The sequence below is a fragment of the Leucobacter massiliensis genome (assembly GCF_002982315.1).
GTDB lineage: Bacteria > Actinomycetota > Actinomycetes > Actinomycetales > Microbacteriaceae > Leucobacter > Leucobacter massiliensis.
Genome location: NZ_MWZD01000016.1, coordinates 57,277 through 73,116, shown reverse-complemented (window position 1 = coordinate 73,116; position 15,840 = coordinate 57,277). Strand labels below are relative to the sequence as shown.

The window sequence follows — 15,840 nt, the reverse complement described above, 5'->3', positions numbered from 1 at the left end:
AGGCGCTGCTGGGCCCGCCGCGCAATAGCGAGCGTCCTGGCCCGCCGTGGCCGCCCATCCCGGGCCGCCCGCCTCCGGACACGTGGGCTACTGCGGCGGTTCGAGGTGCCGGCTCAGCTCATCGAGGAGCGCCTGGACCTGCGGCTCCACGAAACGGGTGATCGCGGTCTGGATCCGGGGACGATGCGACACCAGCGCGAAGCACACCGCGCGACCGGCCTCCTCGGCGCAGCGATCCGCCAGCTCGATCTCCCGGCGCAGCCGCTGCTTCTCCTCGGCGCTCAAGGGCGGTCGCGGCAGCGGCGGCTCCGGCCGCGTCTCCTCCGCGAGACCGGCGAGCGTGAAGAGGAAGGGCTGTTCCCCCTCCACCGGCTCGGGATCCGGATCCAGGCCCTCGTACTCGGGAGCGAGGCCGGCCGCCGGGTCGTAGCCGCCGCTCCGCCACAGCTCCGCGCCGGTGAGCTCGGCGTGCAGCGTGGGCAGCTCCCGCTCCGTGAACTCGTCCACGCGGCGATCGATGATGCGCTGCATCCGGGACACGAGCGCGTGCGTGACCTGGTGCGGCACATCCGCGCCGATGCCGGCCGCCGTCAGCAGCGGCGATCCCGTGCACCGCCGGCACAGCCGCGCCCGTCCGCGATGCGTTCCCGGAGACCAGCCCGGCAGCCAGCGCAGCCACGCGTCGACCGCGCCCGTCACCCGCTCCTCGATCGTCAGCGCCACGATCAACGCCCCCGGCCCTCACCGCCGGCGTCGTCCGGCCGCGGACCGTCGCCGCCCCAGTCGATGTCGTCGACCGTCGCAGGACCCTCGCCCTCGTCCCGCTCCCACGGCCAGCGGGGCGGCGGCCGGTCCGTGTACACGCGCCTCGCCAGCACCGCCCAGAAGACGAGCGAGGCCAGCGCGCAGATCGGGATCAGCACCGCCGAGAACGGGCTCAGCCACGTCTCGCCGATCGACATCCGCGCGAGCACGCCGCCCAGGCACCACAGCAGGTACGCGCCCACCGCGAGCGCCGTCACGATGCCCCACGCCGGTCCGCGGCGCCCCCGGAGCAGCACGATGGCCTGGCGCCACAGCCCCCACGCCAGCAGCGCGAGGATGCAGAGCAGGATCACCGGCGCCGCCCACAGCGGCACCCCCGCGCTCGTCACCGGATCCCGCAGCAGCGCCAGCGCGATCAAGCCCCACGCGGCGACGACCAGCGCGATCGCCACCACGACGGCGGCCGCGACCAGGCCCCCGACGTAGCCTCGCGTCACGCCGCGGCGGGAGCCCTCGGTCATGGCCGCTGCGCCTGCACCTCGGCCAGCGCCGCCTCGTACTCGGCGAGCGCCTCGGCGTTGCGGCGCTTCATGCGGCGGCCCCGCGCGCCGATCCACGCGCCGAACCAGACCGTCGCCTCACGGGCCACGACCGCCGCGCCCAGCACCGGCACCGAGGAGCCGATCCACTGGAACAGCACCCGCAGCCCGTCAACGTCGAAGGTGATCGGCGGCACCGGCTCGCCGTCGACGCTCCACGGACCGCCCGTCAGCGCGCCGGCGATCGCCGCGGCGAACCACACCAGCACGGCCACGAAGAAGCCCCCGAGCACGTAGGCCCACCAGCCCGCGCGTCCCAGGATCAGCACCAGCACCGTGAGCCCCACGAAGAACGCCGCAACGGCCGCAATGAACACCCACGAGGTCAGCCACGGCACCAGCCCGTTCGCGACGAACTGGGACGGGGCGAAGCTCGGCGCCAGCCAGAGCGCCAGGACCCCCGCGTACACCAGCGCGAAGCCCACCGTGCCGAGCAGCGCGATCAGCACCCCGGCGCCGCGGTTCCCGCGGATCTCCGGGGGCATGGGCGTCTGCATGTACAGCGCCGCCATCGGGTGGTCGGCGCTGATCCGGATCTCGCCGTCGCGCACCGGCGTCGCCGGCTCCCCCGCGGCGCTCGGCAGCTCTTCGAGCTCCGCGATCCGGGCGTCGAGCGCGGTACGGGCCGGACGATCCTTCACGTCCATGTCGAGCTCGGTGTCGACCTCGGAGAGCGCGCGGCGTCGCGCCGCCTCATCCGCGTCGGCATCCGCCGTCGCCACCGGGGCCGCGAGCACCGCGCCCTCTGCGCCCGCTGCGCCCTTCGCAGGAACCTCTGCCGCAGCGCCGCCCGCCGTCTCGGAGCCCGCCGCCCCCTCGGCCGCCGCGGGCTCGCCGAGCGGCGCCGAGCCGTCGCCGCCGCTCGCGCGCGAGCGCTCGACCGCGCGCAGCACCTCCGTGCGGCTCGCCTCGGACTCCTCGACGGGCGCACCCGGGTTGCTCGGGGTGTCGGGGGTCTCCGCCGCCCTCGATGCGGGAGTCTCGCGGTCCTCGCTCATGGCCTCACCTCTCGTCGCCGCCCCGGGTGCCCGCTTCCGGACACCAACACTTCATCGACACATTACAAGCCGGTCCCGCCAATCGCGCCTGGCGCGCTCGGCACGGCGCAAAAAAGAACGGGCGCCCGCACCTGAGTGCGAGCGCCCGTTCCCGGTCGGGCCCGGGAAACTAGCTGTAGTTGCCCGGGTTGAACTCGTCGGCCGTGAAGCTGTCGAAGTCCACGAAGGAGAGGTCGTTCTCGTCGAAGGTGCCCTCCGTCGCGAACAGGCGGTTCGGGTAGCGCTCCGCCTTCGCCTCCTCGGTCGCCTCCACCTGCACGTCGCGGTAGGTGCTCAGGCCGGTGCCGGCCGGGATGAGCTTACCGATGATGACGTTCTCCTTGAGGCCGATGAGCGGATCCTTCGATCCCTCCATCGCCGCCTGCGTGAGCACCCGGGTGGTCTCCTGGAAGGAGGCCGCCGACAGCCACGACTCGGTCGCGAGCGAGGCCTTGGTGATGCCCATGACCTCGGGACGCGCCGTCGCAGCGCGCTTGCCCTCCAGCAGCGCCTCGCGGTTGATGCGCTGGTAGCGCGAGCGGTCCACGAGCTCACCGGGCAGCAGCTCGGTCTCGCCGTGATCCACCACCGTCACCTTGCGCAGCATCTGGCGCACGATGACCTCGATGTGCTTGTCGTGGATCGGCACGCCCTGCGAGCGGTACACGCCCTGCACTCCCTCCACGAGGTACTTCTGCACCGCGCGCTCGCCGGGAATGTGCTTGCCGTGCTCGGTGGAGCCGACCTGCAGGATGTCCTTCGGGTCGAGCGTGCCCGCCAGGAAGGGCTGGCCGAGCTCGACGTGGTCGCCGTCCTCCACCAGCAGCGTCGCGCGCTTCAGCACCGGGTACGCCTTCTCCTCGCTGCCGTCGTCCGGCGTGAGGAGGATGCGGCGGCTCTTCTCGGTGTCCTCGATCGTGATGCGGCCGGCCGCCTCCGCGATCGGGGACGCGCCCTTCGGGGTACGCGCCTCGAACAGCTCCTGCACGCGGGGCAGACCCTGCGTGATGTCGTCGGCCGAGGCCGAGCCACCGGTGTGGAAGGTGCGCATCGTGAGCTGCGTGCCCGGCTCGCCGATCGACTGCGCGGCGATGATGCCCACCGCCTCGCCGATGTCGACGCGCTGGCCCGTCGCCAGGGAACGCCCGTAGCAGGTGGCGCAGACGCCCACCGCGGACTCGCAGGTGAGCACGGAGCGCACCTTGATCTCCGTCACGCCCGCAGCGACCAGGCGGTCGATGAGCACATCACCCACGTCCTCGCCGGCCTCGGCCACGACCGTGCCGTCGGGCGAGCTCGCCGCGGCGGCGAGGGTGCGCGCGTACACCGAGTTCTCGACGTTCTCGTCCCGCACGAGCACGCCGTTCGCGTCCTCAGCGGCGATCACCAGGTCGAGGCCGCGGCGCGTGCCGCAGTCCTCTTCGCGGATGATGACGTCCTGCGAGACGTCCACCAGACGACGGGTCAGGTAACCCGAGTCGGCGGTGCGCAGCGCGGTGTCGGCGAGACCCTTGCGGGCACCGTGGGTCGCGATGAAGTACTCCGCCACCGACAGACCCTCGCGGTACGAGTTGATGATCGGGCGCGGGATGATCTCGCCCTTCGGGTTCGACACCAGGCCGCGCATGCCCGCGATGTTGCGGATCTGCAGCCAGTTGCCTCGCGCACCCGACGACACCATGCGGAAGATGGTGTTGTCCGCCGGGAAGGACTCGCGCATCGCCGCGGCCACCTCGTCGGTCGCCTCGGTCCAGATCTCCGTGAGCGCCTTGCGGCGGTCCACGTTGCTGATCAGGCCGCGGTCGTAGTCGCGCTGCACCTTGGCGGCGCGCTTCTCGTGCTCCGCGATGATCTCGCCCTTGCCCTCGGGCGTCACGATGTCCGAGAGCGCCACGGTCACGCCCGAGCGCGAAGCCCAGTAGAAGCCGGCGTCCTTGATCCGGTCGAGCGTCGCCGCGACCTCGACCTTCGGGTAGCGCTCGGCCAGGTCGTTGACCAGGCCGGACAGGCTGCCCTTGTCGGCGACGCCCTCGAAGTAGGGGTAGTCGGCCGGCAGCGCCTCGTTGAAGATCGCCCGTCCGAGCGAGGTCTCCACGAGCACGGGCTTCTCGTGCGTCACGCCCTCGGCGTCGGTGTAGCCGGTGAGACGGATCCGCGCCTGCGCCCCCAGGTCGAGCGAGCCCTCGTCCATCGCGAGGATCGCCTCGGCCACCGAGCCGAAGGCGCGGCCGGTGCCGGTCGCCTCGGGCTTGATGGTGGTGAGGTGGTGCAGGCCGATGATCATGTCCTGCGAGGGCAGGGTCACCGGGCGGCCGTCCGAGGGCTTCAGGATGTTGTTCGAGGCGAGCATGAGCACGCGCGCCTCGGCCTGCGCCTCCACCGAGAGCGGCAGGTGCACGGCCATCTGGTCACCGTCGAAGTCCGCGTTGAACGCCGCGCACACGAGCGGGTGGAGCTGGATCGCCTTGCCCTCGACGAGCTGCGGCTCGAAGGCCTGGATGCCCAGGCGGTGCAGCGTCGGAGCGCGGTTGAGCAGCACGGGGCGCTCGCGGATGATCTCCTCGAGCACGTCCCACACCTCGGAGCGGGCCCGCTCCACCATGCGCTTGGCGGCCTTCACGTTCTGCGCGTGCGACAGATCCATGAGGCGCTTGATCACGAAGGGCTTGAACAGCTCGAGCGCCATCTGCTTGGGCAGGCCGCACTGGTGCAGCTTGAGCTGCGGGCCCACCACGATGACCGAGCGGCCCGAGTAGTCCACGCGCTTGCCGAGCAGGTTCTGACGGAAACGACCCTGCTTGCCCTTGAGCATGTCGCTCAGCGACTTCAGGGCGCGGTTGCCGGTGCCCGTCACGGGGCGGCCGCGGCGGCCGTTGTCGAACAGCGCGTCGACGGCCTCCTGCAGCATGCGCTTCTCGTTGTTCACGATGATCTCGGGGGCGCCGAGATCGAGCAGGCGGCGCAGTCGGTTGTTGCGGTTGATGACGCGACGGTAGAGGTCGTTGAGATCGGAGGTCGCGAAGCGGCCGCCGTCCAGCTGGACCATCGGGCGCAGCTCCGGCGGGATCACCGGCACCACGTCGAGCACCATCGCCGCCGGGCTCGCACCCGTCTGCAGGAAGGAGTTGACGACCTTCAGCCGCTTGATCGCGCGGATCTTCTTCTGGCCCTTGCCCTCGGCGATCTGCAGGTGCAGGGTCTCGCTCTCGGCGGCCAGGTCGAAGTTCTCCAGGCGCTTCTTGATCGCCTCGGCGCCCATGTAGGCCTCGAAGTAGTCGCCGTAGCGGTCCATGAGGTCGGCGAAGACGGCGTCCTCGGGCTTGAGGTCGCCCACCTTGAGGTTGCGGAAGTCCTCCCACACGCGCTGCAGGCGCGCGATGTCGTCGTCGAAGCCCTTGCGGATCGCGGCCATCTCCTTCTCGGCCGAGGCCTCGGCGCGGCGGCGCTGATCCGCCTTCGCCCCCTCCGCCTCGAGCGCCGCGAGATCCGACTCGGCCTGCTGCTGGCGCTGCGCGATCGCGATGTCGCGCTGATCCTCCAGCGCCTTCAGCTCGAGCCGCAGCTCCGCCTCCAGCTCGGCGAGGTCCTCGTGACGGCCCTCCTCATCGATGTCGATGATCATGTAGGCCGCGAAGTAGATGACCTTCTCCAGGTCCTTCGGCGCCATGTCGAGCAGGTAGCCCAGACGCGACGGCACACCCTTGAAGTACCAGATGTGCGTGACGGGCGCGGCCAGCTCGATGTGCCCCATGCGCTCGCGGCGCACGCTCGACTTCGTGACCTCGACGCCGCAGCGCTCGCACACGATGCCCTTGTAGCGCACGCGCTTGTACTTGCCGCACGCGCACTCCCAGTCGCGGCTGGGACCGAAGATCTGCTCGCCGAAGAGCCCGTCCTTCTCGGGCTTCAGCGTGCGGTAGTTGATGGTCTCCGGCTTCTTGACCTCGCCGAACGACCAGCTGCGGATGTCGTCTGCGGTGGCCAGACGGATCTGCAGCTCGTTGAAACTCGTACCCTCGAGCAAAATGTTCTCCTTGAGAATCTGAAAAGTATGTCTGCGGGATCGGCGTGCGCCCCGCCCGCCTCAGGCGGGGCGGCCGATCGGCTCGGATCTCATGCGCGCATGAGATCTCACGGGATCAGATCTCGTCGACGGACGAGGTCTCGAAGCGGCTGGACAGGTTGATGCCGAGCTCCTCCGCGGTGCGGTGTGCCTCGTCGTCGTTGTCGCGCAGGTTGACGACGGATCCGTCGGCTCCCAGGACCTCGACGTTCAGGCAGAGCGACTGCATCTCCTTCATGAGCACGCGGAACGACTCGGGGACGCCCGGCTCGGGGATGTTCTCACCGCGCACGATCGCCTCGTACACCTTCACGCGACCCAGGATGTCGTCCGACTTGACCGTCAGCAGCTCCTGCAGCGCGTAGGCGGCGCCGTAGGCCTCCAGCGCCCACACTTCCATCTCACCGAAGCGCTGACCGCCGAACTGGGCCTTACCGCCGAGCGGCTGCTGGGTGATCATCGAGTACGGGCCCGTCGAGCGCGCGTGGATCTTGTCATCGACGAGGTGGTGCAGCTTGAGGATGTACATGTAGCCGACCGAGATCGGGTACGGGTACGGCTCACCCGAGCGGCCGTCGAACAGGCGCGTCTTGCCGCTGGAGTCGATCAGCCGCTCACCGTCGCGGGTGGGGAGCGTCGAGTCGAGCAGACCCGCGATCTCCGCCTCGGACGCGCCGTCGAACACGGGGGTCGCGACCTTCGTGCCGGGAGCGGCCTCGAGGGCCTCCGGCTTCAGCTTCGCCGCCCACTCGGGGTTGCCCTCGACCTTCCAGCCTTGCTTGGCGATCCAGCCGAGGTGGATCTCGAGCACCTGCCCGAAGTTCATGCGGCCGGGGATGCCGAGCGGGTTCAGGATCACGTCGACGGGCGTGCCGTCGGCGAGGAACGGCATGTCCTCGACCGGCAGGATCTTCGAGATGACGCCCTTGTTGCCGTGGCGGCCGGCGAGCTTGTCACCCTCGGTGATCTTGCGCTTCTGGGCGATGTAGACCACCACGCGCTGGTTGACGCCCGAGCCGAGCTCATCGTCGTTGTCGTTCTCCGCGTCGAAGACCTTGACCGCGGTGACCGTGCCCGAGACGCCGTGCGGCACCTTCAGCGAGGTGTCGCGCACCTCGCGGCTCTTCTCGTTGAAGATGGCGCGCAGCAGGCGCTCCTCGGCCGAGAGCTCCGTCTCGCCCTTCGGCGTGACCTTGCCGACGAGGATGTCGCCCTGCTTGACCTCGGCGCCGATGCGGATGATGCCGCGCTCGTCGAGATCCTTCAGCGCCTCCATGCTGGCGTTCGGGAGATCGCGGGTGATCTCCTCCTTGCCGAGCTTGGTGTCGCGGGCGTCGATGTCGTACTCCTCGATGTGGATCGAGGAGAGGGTGTCGTCCTTCACCAGGTTCTGGCTGAGGATGATCGCGTCCTCGAAGTTGTGGCCCTCCCACGACATGAACGCGACGAGCAGGTTCTTGCCGAGCGCGAGCTCGCCGTTCTCGGTGGCGGGGCCGTCGGCGATGACCTCGCCGGCCTCGATCCGGTCGCCCTGCTTCACGATGACGCGGTGGTTGTAGTTCGTGCCCTGGTTCGAGCGGTCGAACTTGCGCATGAAGTAGCTCTTCGTGCCGCCCTCGTCCTGCTGGATCGTGACGACGTCGGCCGAGACCTCGGCGACCACGCCCGACTTCTGCGCGGTGACCACGTCACCGGCGTCGATCGCCGCGTAGCCCTCCATGCCGGTGCCGACCACGGGCGACTCGCTCATCACGAGCGGCACCGCCTGGCGCTGCATGTTCGCGCCCATGAGCGCGCGGTTCGCGTCGTCGTGCTCCAGGAACGGGATCAGCGAGGTCGCCACCGACACCATCTGGCGCGGGGACACGTCCATGTACTGCACGCGATCCGCGTCGACCAGGACCACCTCGGAGCCGCGGGGGCGCGCGAGCACCTGCTTCTCGGCGAAGGCGCCGTCCTTGGTGAGCGGGGCGCCCGCCTGCGCGATGAGGAACTCGTCCTCCTCGTGCGCCGTGAGGTAGTCGACCTGGTCCGTGACCTTGCCGTCGACGACGCGGCGGTACGGGGTCTCGATGAAGCCGAAGGCGTTGATCCGGGCGAAGGTCGCGAGGGCGCCGATCAGGCCGATGTTCGGGCCCTCGGGGGTTTCGATCGGGCACATGCGGCCGTAGTGCGAGGGGTGCACGTCGCGCACCTCGACGCCGGCGCGGTCACGGCTCAGGCCGCCGGGGCCGAGCGCCGAGAGACGGCGCTTGTTGGTCAGGCCCGCGAGCGGGTTGTTCTGATCCATGAACTGCGAGAGCTGCGAGGTGCCGAAGAACTCCTTGATCGCCGCCAGCACGGGGCGGGTGTTGATCAGGGTGTTCGGCGTGATCGCCTCGATGTCCTGCGTGGTCATGCGCTCGCGCACCACGCGCTCCATGCGGCTGAGGCCGGTGCGCACCTGGTTCTGGATGAGCTCGCCGACCGCGCGGATGCGGCGGTTGCCGAAGTGGTCGATGTCGTCGGTGTCGAGGCGGACCTCGATCTCCTTGCCGTCGCGCACGCCCGGCAGCGTCTCGGTGCCCGCGTGCAGGCCGACGAGGTACTTGATCGTCGCGACGATGTCCTCGAGCGACAGCACCGAGTCGGTGATGGGAGCGTCGAGGCCCAGCTTGCGGTTGATCTTGTAGCGGCCGACCTTCGCGAGGTCGTAGCGCTTCTCGTTGAAGTAGCTGTTGTCGAGGAGCGCACGCGCCGCCTCGATGGCGACCTGCTCGCCCGGGCGCTGCTTGCGGTAGATGTCCTTGAGCGCCTCCTCCTGGGTGAGGATGCCGTCCTTCTCCAGCGTCAGGGCGATCGACTCGTAGCCGGCGAACTCCTCGAGGATCTCCTCGCTGGTCATGCCGAGCGCCTTCAGGAAGACCGTGACGGACTGCTTGCGCTTGCGGTCGATGCGCACGCCCACCTGGTCGCGCTTGTCGACCTCGAACTCCAGCCATGCGCCGCGGCTCGGGATCACGCGGGCGGTGAAGACGTCCTTGTCGCTCGTCTTCTCCTGGGCGCGCTCGAAGTAGACGCCCGGGCTGCGCACGAGCTGCGACACGATGACGCGCTCGGTGCCGTTGATGATGAAGGTGCCCTTGTCGGTCATGATGGGGAAATCGCCCATGTAGACCGTCTGGCTCTTGAGCACCTGCGTCTCGGTGTTGTAGAACGCCGCCTCGACGTAGAGCGGCGCGGCGTAGGTCTTGCCGCGCTCCTTGCACTCCTCGATGGTGAACTTCTGCTCGTCGAGGATCGGGTTCTCGAAGGACAGCTGCATGGTGCCGGCGTTGTCCTCGATGGGGGAGATCTCGTCGAAGATCTCCTCCAGGCCGCTCTTCAGCGCGATGTCGTCGCGCCCCTCGGCCTGTGCCTGCTTGACGCGCTCCTTCCACGCGTCGTTGCCGACGAGCCAGTCGAAGCTCTCGAGCTGCAGCGCCAGCAGATTCGGCACCGACAGCGTGTCGGAAATCTTGGCGAACGAGAGCCGCTGGTGATCGCGGCCGTTCTTCGGGTTATGGGTTGACGATGCGTTGCGCGCAGCAGCCAAGGAAACTACCTCCGTGGGCCCCGTCGGGCCGGTTGACCTGGTCTTGCGAGAATTGCATCGGATCACGCGGTCGAGGCTCATCTGCGCTTGCGCGCCAGCTCCCGTGGCCTACCGCTATTTGCAGGCATGGTGGTGTCCGTAGTGCAACTATCAACTGTAACACCATCGTTATGGGATGTCCAGCATGGTGCGAGAGCCGGACGGCACGGGCTTTCCCAGGGACGATCCGGGTAGCTTGGGGGAATGCCGCCGAACCCGCACCAGCGTCCCGGCGCCGGCAGCCGCCAGCCGGGAGGCGCCGCACTGCGCGGCGCCGTGCCCTGGGCGGTGCTCGGGATCGTCGCCGTCGCGGGCTTCGGCCTCTTCCTGCGCTTCGCGCACTCCGGCCCCCTCGGCCTCGACGAGTGGTGGCACGCGAGCGCTGCGGTGACGCCGGGCGGCGCAGCGTCCGCGGTGGCCGTGTTCATGGCGCAGGTCGGCGGCTCCGCCGGCGCCGCCGCCTGCGCGGCCATCGCGTGCGCGCTGCTGCTCGCGCTGCGGCGTGCACGCGACGCCGCAGCGCTGGCGACCGCGATGCTCCTCGGCGTGCTCCTCTCCGAGACGCTCAAGGCGACCGTGCTGCGCACGCGTCCCTGGGATCAGCTGTACGACTCCCACGGCTCCTCCTACCCCTCGGGGCACTCGATGGGGGCGGCCGCCCTCGCCGTCTCGCTCGCACTGATCGTCGCCGGCTGGCGTGAGCTCGGCGGGCGCGCCGCCCGGGGAGCCGCGGTCGCCGCCGCGTGCTGGATCCTGCTCATGATGTGGAGCCGCACCGCCCTGCACGTGCACTGGGCGAGCGACGTGCTGGCGGGCGCGGTGCTCGGCGCCTGCGCCGCGGTGATCGCCCGGTGGCTGTGGTACCGGCGGGCGCCCTCCGCCCCCGCCCGCATGGCGTAGAGTCGGGTGCCATGATCTCGAAGAGCGGCGCCCGGCCCCGCGTTACGGAGTGGCGGGCGTGAGACTGCCGGATCCGATCACGCTGAGCTCCGGCCTCAGCGCCGTGATCGAGGAGGACCGCTGGGTCCCCGGCGCGGTGCAGCTGCTCGTCGACGGCACCCCCCAGTCGCACGTCAACCTCCGCGACCCCTCGGAGCTGTTCTTCGAGTACGTGCGCCGCATCGGGCACGTCATCGATCTCTTCCGCACCCCCGGTCAGCCCATCTCGGCGCTGCACCTCGGCGGCGGCGCCTTCACGCTGCCCCGCTACGTGGAGGCGACCAGGCCCGGCAGCCGCCAGCAGGTGATCGAGCTGGAGGGCGCGCTCGTCGACCTCGTGCGCGAGGCCGCTCCCCTGCCGAAGCGCGCGAGCATCCGCGTGCGGCGCGGCGATGCGCGCGCGGTGCTGGGACGGCTGCCCGAGGGGATGCGCGGCGCCATGGACCTCGTCGTCGTCGACATCTTCGCCGGCGACCGCACGCCCGCCCACGTCTCGAGCGTCGAGTTCTACGAGCTGCTGCGCCCGCTGCTCGCCCCCGGCGGCGTGGTCGCGGTGAACGCCGCCGACGGCGCCGGACTGCCCTTCGTGCGCGGGCAGGCCGCCACGCTCGCGAGCCTCTTCCCCGAGGTCGCGGCGATCGCCGAGCCCCAGGTACTCAAGGGGCGTCGCTTCGGCAATGTGGTCTTCGTCGCCTCGAATGAGCCGCAGGGCGCGCTCGACTGGCTGCCCCGGCTGCTCGCCGGCGGCCCGCACCCGGCACGCATGCTCGCCGGCCGCGAGCTCGGCGAGTTGCTGCGCGGTGCGAGGCCGGTCACCGACGCGAACGCGGTCGACTCCCCCGCACCCGCCCGCGAGCTCTTCGACCGTGGCTGAGCTGGATCGCGTGCGCGTGTGGGCCGAGGCCCTGATCCGCATGCACCTCGACCCGGCGGAGTGGAGCTTCGGCTTCGACCACGCCAAGCGCCGGGCCGGGCTGTGCAACTACGCGGAGCGGCGGATCACCGTGTCGCGCTATCTCGCCGCGAGGTTCGAGGACGACGAGATCCACCAGGTGCTGCTGCACGAGGTCGCCCACGCGCTCGCGGGGCCGTCGGCCGGGCACGGCCCGCGGTGGAAGCGCATCGCCGCCGAGATCGGATATGCGGGCGGGCGCACCCACGACGGCGACATCGCCCACGAGCGCGCGCCCTGGGTGGGCAGCTGCCCCGCCGGGCACGCGCACTACCGCTTCCGCCGCCCCACCCGGCCCGCCTCGTGCGCGCGCTGCGCCCGCGGCTTCTCGGAGGCCCACCTCATCGCCTGGCGCCGCCGCGCGGACGTCTGAACCGCAGCCGGCTCCGCCGCGGCGCGATCGGCGGGCGGACTGCGCGCCGCTTCAGCAGCCGAGAGCGGAGAGCAGCTGCCGCAGCAGCACGCCGCGACCGCCGGGAAGCTCGTCGAGCACCTGCGGGGAGAGCGCCTCCTCGGGCGACATCCAGCTCACCTCCAGCGCGTCCTGGCGCGGGCTGCAGGTGCCCGTGACCGGCACCACATAGACGAGGGACACCGCGTGCTGACGCTCGTCGACGTAGTGCGAGATGCCCGGCATCGGGAAGTACTCGGCGATCTGCGCCGGCACCAGCTCGGCCGGCATCTGCGGAAACGCCATCGGACCGAGGTCGTTCTCGAGGTGGCGGAACAGCGCCTCACGCAGCGGCTCCCCGAAGCGCACCCGGCCCGAGACGAGCGTGCGCGTCATCACCCCCTCAGGGGTGCTCCGCAGCAGCAGCCCCACCTCCGTGACCTGCCCCAGCCCATCGAGGCGCACCGGCACCGCCTCGACGTACACGACCGGCAGCCTCCCCCGCACGAAGCGCAGTTCGTCGTCGCTCAGCCACCCCGGGTTCCCCGGCGGAGTCGGACGGTCCTCGGGACCCTCGGGCTCAGGCAACTCGGCGGTGTCGATGCTCATGAAGTCATTCTCGCATCCGGCGGCGAGAGCGTCCCGCAGCCCAGGGGCGCGCCGCGGCCCAGCGGCACGATCCGCACCACGGCCGAGCGGCACGATCCGCGCCGCGGCGCCCGCTCCTCACCCGGCCGCGGGCGGTCCGCCGTCCGGGTAGATGCTGCGGGTCTCGGCGCGGCGGTTGCGTCCCCCGCGCCGGGAGAAGATCCGCACCGCCGGCAGGATCTTCACGATCGACACCACCACGTAGGCCACCGTGTTCAACGCCACGAAGGTCGCCAGCACGCTGAACCAGGTCGTCTCCAGGATCTCCTGCGGAAGCAGGATCCCGCCCGGCAGCGGCCCGCCCACCGCGGCGACGGCCCCGCACGCGAACGCTCCGATCACCCCGCCCGTCATCATCGCGCCTCCGCTCGGCTGGACCCCGCGTGCTCCACGTGCTTCCACGCGCCCTGCCGCCCGAGCGTGATGTCGATCACGCCCTTCACGAACACGACGTTCAGGAAGCAGGCGTAGCACAGCTCGGGAAGGATCAGGACCGCGAGCAGCCGGGCCCGCACGCCGCCCCGCCACACCGTGACCAGGCGCTCGAATGCGAAGAGCGCCCCGATCCCGAGCCAGAACGGGAACCACACCCAGCTGTCCATCGCGAGGATCATGAGCAGCATGAGCGCGAAGTAGGAGGCCAGCGCGATCGCGCTGTAGGCGATGCCGAGCTGCTGCGCCCAGTAGCGCACCGTCACCGGCGTGACGCCGTAGGCGCCCAGGTTCTCGAGCGCGCCCCGCTGCCAGCGCAGGCGCTGCGCCCACAGCATGCGCCACGTCGGCATCAGCTCGGTCACCACCGTGCACTCGCGTGGCGAGGTCATCAGCGCGCCGAGCGACTTCAGCGCGATCGTCAGCTCGTTGTCCTCGGTCAGGGCGATCGTGTCGTAGACGTCACCGGGAACGCCCGGGAGCTGCCTGCCACGCGCCTCGGCCACGGCGGCGAGCGCGGGCGCGCGGAACACGGAGGCGGTGCCGGTGAGCACGAAGAGCCGCCCGCCGCGGCGCTCGATCTGCCGCTGGTACCGCGTGTACTCGTCGCGCTGGAACTGCCCGATGAGCCCGTGCCCCTCCTCTCCGTGGAACAGCCCGCCCACCGCGGCGAGCGCGCGGTCGTCGGTGAAGCGGCGCACCGCGGTCTCCAGGAAGCGCTCCCCCAGCAGCGTGTCGGCGTCCATCACCATCACGGTGTCGTTGTGGCCGAGTCCCGGCAGCAGCAGACGCAGCGCCTGGTTCAGCCCGCCCGCCTTCTTCAGCGCGTTGTCGACGGTCTCCAGCACCTCCGCTCCGGCACGGAGCGCCACTCCCGCCGTGTCGTCGGTGCAGTTGTCGGCGACGACGATGACCCGGTCGGGACGGCGCGTCTGCCGCTGCAGCGAGTCGAGGGCGAGCGGCAGCGATCCCTCCTCGTTGTGGGCCGGGATCAGCACCGTCACCGTCACCTCGCCCAGGAACACACCCCGGGTGCGCTCCATCAGCGCCCGCGGCGAGAGGGGACGCGTCGCCGCGACCGAGGGATCGGCGCGACGATAGCGGTTCGTGACGATGCGCTCGGTCAGGGTGATGGCCGCCACGAGCAGCAGCGCCACCGCGACCGCGATGAGCAGCACCGTGGTGGACGGCGGCTGGGCGTCGTAGAGCACCGTCCAGATCCCGGCCACGGTCGCCTCCGCCGGGTGCCAGAACCGCGGCGGCTCGCTCGCGGCGATGACGAATGCGAAGATGCCGGCGGCGGCGAGCACCGCGAGCATGACGAACAGACCGACCCCGCGTTGAAACCACTTCGACGATCCCATGCGCCCCCCCCTGAGCCGGAGCGTCCCCCGAACGGCTCCGGTCCATGCATCCTATGGGCTGCGGGCGCCCGTGTCAGCCGCCGCCGCTAGGGTGGATGGCATGTCCGCCCCCGCATCGCCCAGCCCCGCGCCCGAGCGCGATCGCGAGTCCGCGAGCAGCCGCGGGGCCGCCGTCGAGATGCGGCGCGTGGCCCTCGTCCAGCTCGCGAGCCCCGCCGACGAGACCCGGGAGCAGCGCATCGAGCGGGTCGAGGCGCTGCTGCGCGCGAACGCCGGCGCCGAGCTCTACGTGCTCCCCGAGCTGTGGAGCGCCGGGTACTTCTCATTCGACCGCTACGCGGAGCTCGCGGAGACCCTCGACGGGCCCACCGTGTCGATGGGGCGGCGGCTCGCCCGGGAGCTGGGCGCCGCGATCCACCTCGGCAGCATCGTGGAGCGGGGCGCGGAGGGTGCGCTGCACAACACCGCGGTGCTCGTCGACGCGGACGGCAGGATCGCGCAGACGTACCGCAAGATCCACGTCTTCGGCTATCAGTCGCTCGAATCGCAGCTGCTCACCCCGGGCGACTCGCTCAGCGTCGTCCCCGGGCCGCTCGGACCCACCGCCGGCACCACCTGCTACGACCTGCGCTTCCCCGGACTGTGGCAGGAGCTCAGCGACCGCGGCGCCGAGGCCGTGGTGGTGCCCGCGGCGTGGCCCGCCGCCCGTCGCGAGCACTGGCGGCTGCTCACGCAGGCGCGCGCCGTCGAGCACCAGCTCTGGGTGCTGGCCTGCAACGCCTGCGGCGAGCAGGGCGAGCCGTCCGCCCCCGTGCGGCTCGGCGGCACCAGCAGGATCGTGGACCCGGCCGGCCGCGTGGTCGCCGAGTGCGGCGAGGACGAGCAGGTGCTGATGGCGGATCTGGACCCGGGCAGCGTGGCGCGGGTGCGCGCGGAGTTCCCGGTGCTCGCGGATCGCCTGGGCGCGGCCGACTACGCCGCGCTCGGCTCGGATCCTGGGGCGGAGGCCGGCGCAGCGCGAGCTCACGGGCGGTGAG

At 71.0% G+C, this 15,840-nt stretch carries 12 protein-coding genes; 4 read left to right on the top strand and 8 right to left on the bottom strand.

Annotated features, from left to right (window positions below; genetic code table 11):
* Nucleotides 1-87: 87 nt before the first annotated feature.
* The 5 genes from B4915_RS06290 to rpoB form a co-directional block, all read right to left on the bottom strand.
* Complete coding sequence (locus tag B4915_RS06290; RefSeq protein WP_105804986.1) at nt 88-723, bottom strand: spermidine/putrescine ABC transporter substrate-binding protein; 636 nt, start codon at nt 721-723, stop codon at nt 88-90.
* Nucleotides 724-725: 2 nt separating this feature from the next.
* Nucleotides 726-1,286 carry a hypothetical protein gene (locus tag B4915_RS06285; protein WP_245907378.1) on the bottom strand — a complete coding sequence of 187 codons (561 nt, stop codon included), beginning with the start codon at nt 1,284-1,286 and terminating at the stop codon, nt 726-728.
* Nucleotides 1,283-2,362, bottom strand: a complete 1,080-nt coding sequence (locus B4915_RS06280; protein WP_105804985.1) for a hypothetical protein — start codon at nt 2,360-2,362, stop codon at nt 1,283-1,285. Before B4915_RS06280 ends, B4915_RS06285 begins: the two co-directional genes overlap by 4 nt.
* Nucleotides 2,363-2,531: 169 nt before the next feature.
* On the bottom strand, nt 2,532-6,425 hold the full coding sequence (locus B4915_RS06275) for a DNA-directed RNA polymerase subunit beta' (RefSeq protein ID WP_105804984.1): 3,894 nt from the start codon (nt 6,423-6,425) through the stop codon (nt 2,532-2,534).
* Nucleotides 6,426-6,540: 115 nt separating this feature from the next.
* Nucleotides 6,541-10,038, bottom strand: coding sequence for a DNA-directed RNA polymerase subunit beta (gene rpoB, locus B4915_RS06270; RefSeq protein WP_105804983.1), 3,498 nt, complete (start codon nt 10,036-10,038; stop codon nt 6,541-6,543).
* 243 nt (nt 10,039-10,281) lie between these two features.
* Here rpoB and B4915_RS06265 point away from each other — a divergent pair, with 243 nt between their 5' ends.
* From B4915_RS06265 to B4915_RS06255, 3 genes are read left to right on the top strand one after another with little or no spacing between them, the layout of a single operon-like run.
* Entirely contained in the window at nt 10,282-10,977 is a 696-nt protein-coding gene (locus B4915_RS06265; RefSeq protein WP_105804982.1) for a phosphatase PAP2 family protein, read from the top strand.
* A 58-nt stretch (nt 10,978-11,035) separates the two neighbouring features.
* Nucleotides 11,036-11,890: a spermidine synthase gene (locus tag B4915_RS06260; protein WP_425436324.1), complete on the top strand. Its 855-nt coding sequence runs from the start codon at nt 11,036-11,038 to the stop codon at nt 11,888-11,890.
* Entirely contained in the window at nt 11,883-12,341 is a 459-nt protein-coding gene (locus B4915_RS06255; protein ID WP_105804981.1) for a SprT-like domain-containing protein, read from the top strand. The genes B4915_RS06260 and B4915_RS06255 overlap by 8 nt, the downstream gene beginning before the upstream one ends.
* Nucleotides 12,342-12,392: 51 nt before the next feature.
* Here the strand turns inward: B4915_RS06255 and B4915_RS06250 are convergent, their stop codons facing one another.
* The 3 genes from B4915_RS06250 to B4915_RS06240 form a co-directional block, all read right to left on the bottom strand.
* Nucleotides 12,393-12,968 (bottom strand): DUF4916 domain-containing protein, encoded by a 576-nt coding sequence (locus B4915_RS06250; protein WP_105804980.1) that lies wholly within the window; start codon nt 12,966-12,968, stop codon nt 12,393-12,395.
* A 117-nt stretch (nt 12,969-13,085) separates the two neighbouring features.
* On the bottom strand, nt 13,086-13,361 hold the full coding sequence (locus tag B4915_RS06245) for a hypothetical protein (RefSeq protein WP_105804979.1): 276 nt from the start codon (nt 13,359-13,361) through the stop codon (nt 13,086-13,088).
* On the bottom strand, nt 13,361-14,803 hold the full coding sequence (locus tag B4915_RS06240; RefSeq protein ID WP_245907377.1) for a glycosyltransferase family 2 protein: 1,443 nt from the start codon (nt 14,801-14,803) through the stop codon (nt 13,361-13,363). The genes B4915_RS06245 and B4915_RS06240 overlap by 1 nt, the downstream gene beginning before the upstream one ends.
* A gap of 100 nt (nt 14,804-14,903) precedes the next feature.
* On the opposite strand from B4915_RS06240, the gene B4915_RS06235 reads away from it, so the two are divergent.
* The gene (locus B4915_RS06235) at nt 14,904-15,839 is read left to right on the top strand and encodes a carbon-nitrogen family hydrolase (RefSeq protein ID WP_245907376.1); all 936 of its coding nucleotides are present in this window, start codon (nt 14,904-14,906) and stop codon (nt 15,837-15,839) included.
* Nucleotide 15,840 lies beyond the last annotated feature (1 nt).

What these genes read in the sequence shown, in the direction of transcription:
- B4915_RS06285 (WP_245907378.1), bottom strand. Translation starts at nt 1,286, where the DNA reads ATGACCGAGGGCTCCCGCCGCGGCGTGACGCGAGGCTACGTCGGGGGC.
- B4915_RS06280 (WP_105804985.1), bottom strand. Translation starts at nt 2,362, where the DNA reads ATGAGCGAGGACCGCGAGACTCCCGCATCGAGGGCGGCGGAGACCCCC.
- B4915_RS06265 (WP_105804982.1), top strand. Translation starts at nt 10,282, where the DNA reads ATGCCGCCGAACCCGCACCAGCGTCCCGGCGCCGGCAGCCGCCAGCCG.
- B4915_RS06240 (WP_245907377.1), bottom strand. Translation starts at nt 14,803, where the DNA reads ATGGGATCGTCGAAGTGGTTTCAACGCGGGGTCGGTCTGTTCGTCATG.
- B4915_RS06245 (WP_105804979.1), bottom strand. Translation starts at nt 13,361, where the DNA reads ATGACGGGCGGGGTGATCGGAGCGTTCGCGTGCGGGGCCGTCGCCGCG.
- B4915_RS06235 (WP_245907376.1), top strand. Translation starts at nt 14,904, where the DNA reads ATGTCCGCCCCCGCATCGCCCAGCCCCGCGCCCGAGCGCGATCGCGAG.
- B4915_RS06250 (WP_105804980.1), bottom strand. Translation starts at nt 12,968, where the DNA reads ATGAGCATCGACACCGCCGAGTTGCCTGAGCCCGAGGGTCCCGAGGAC.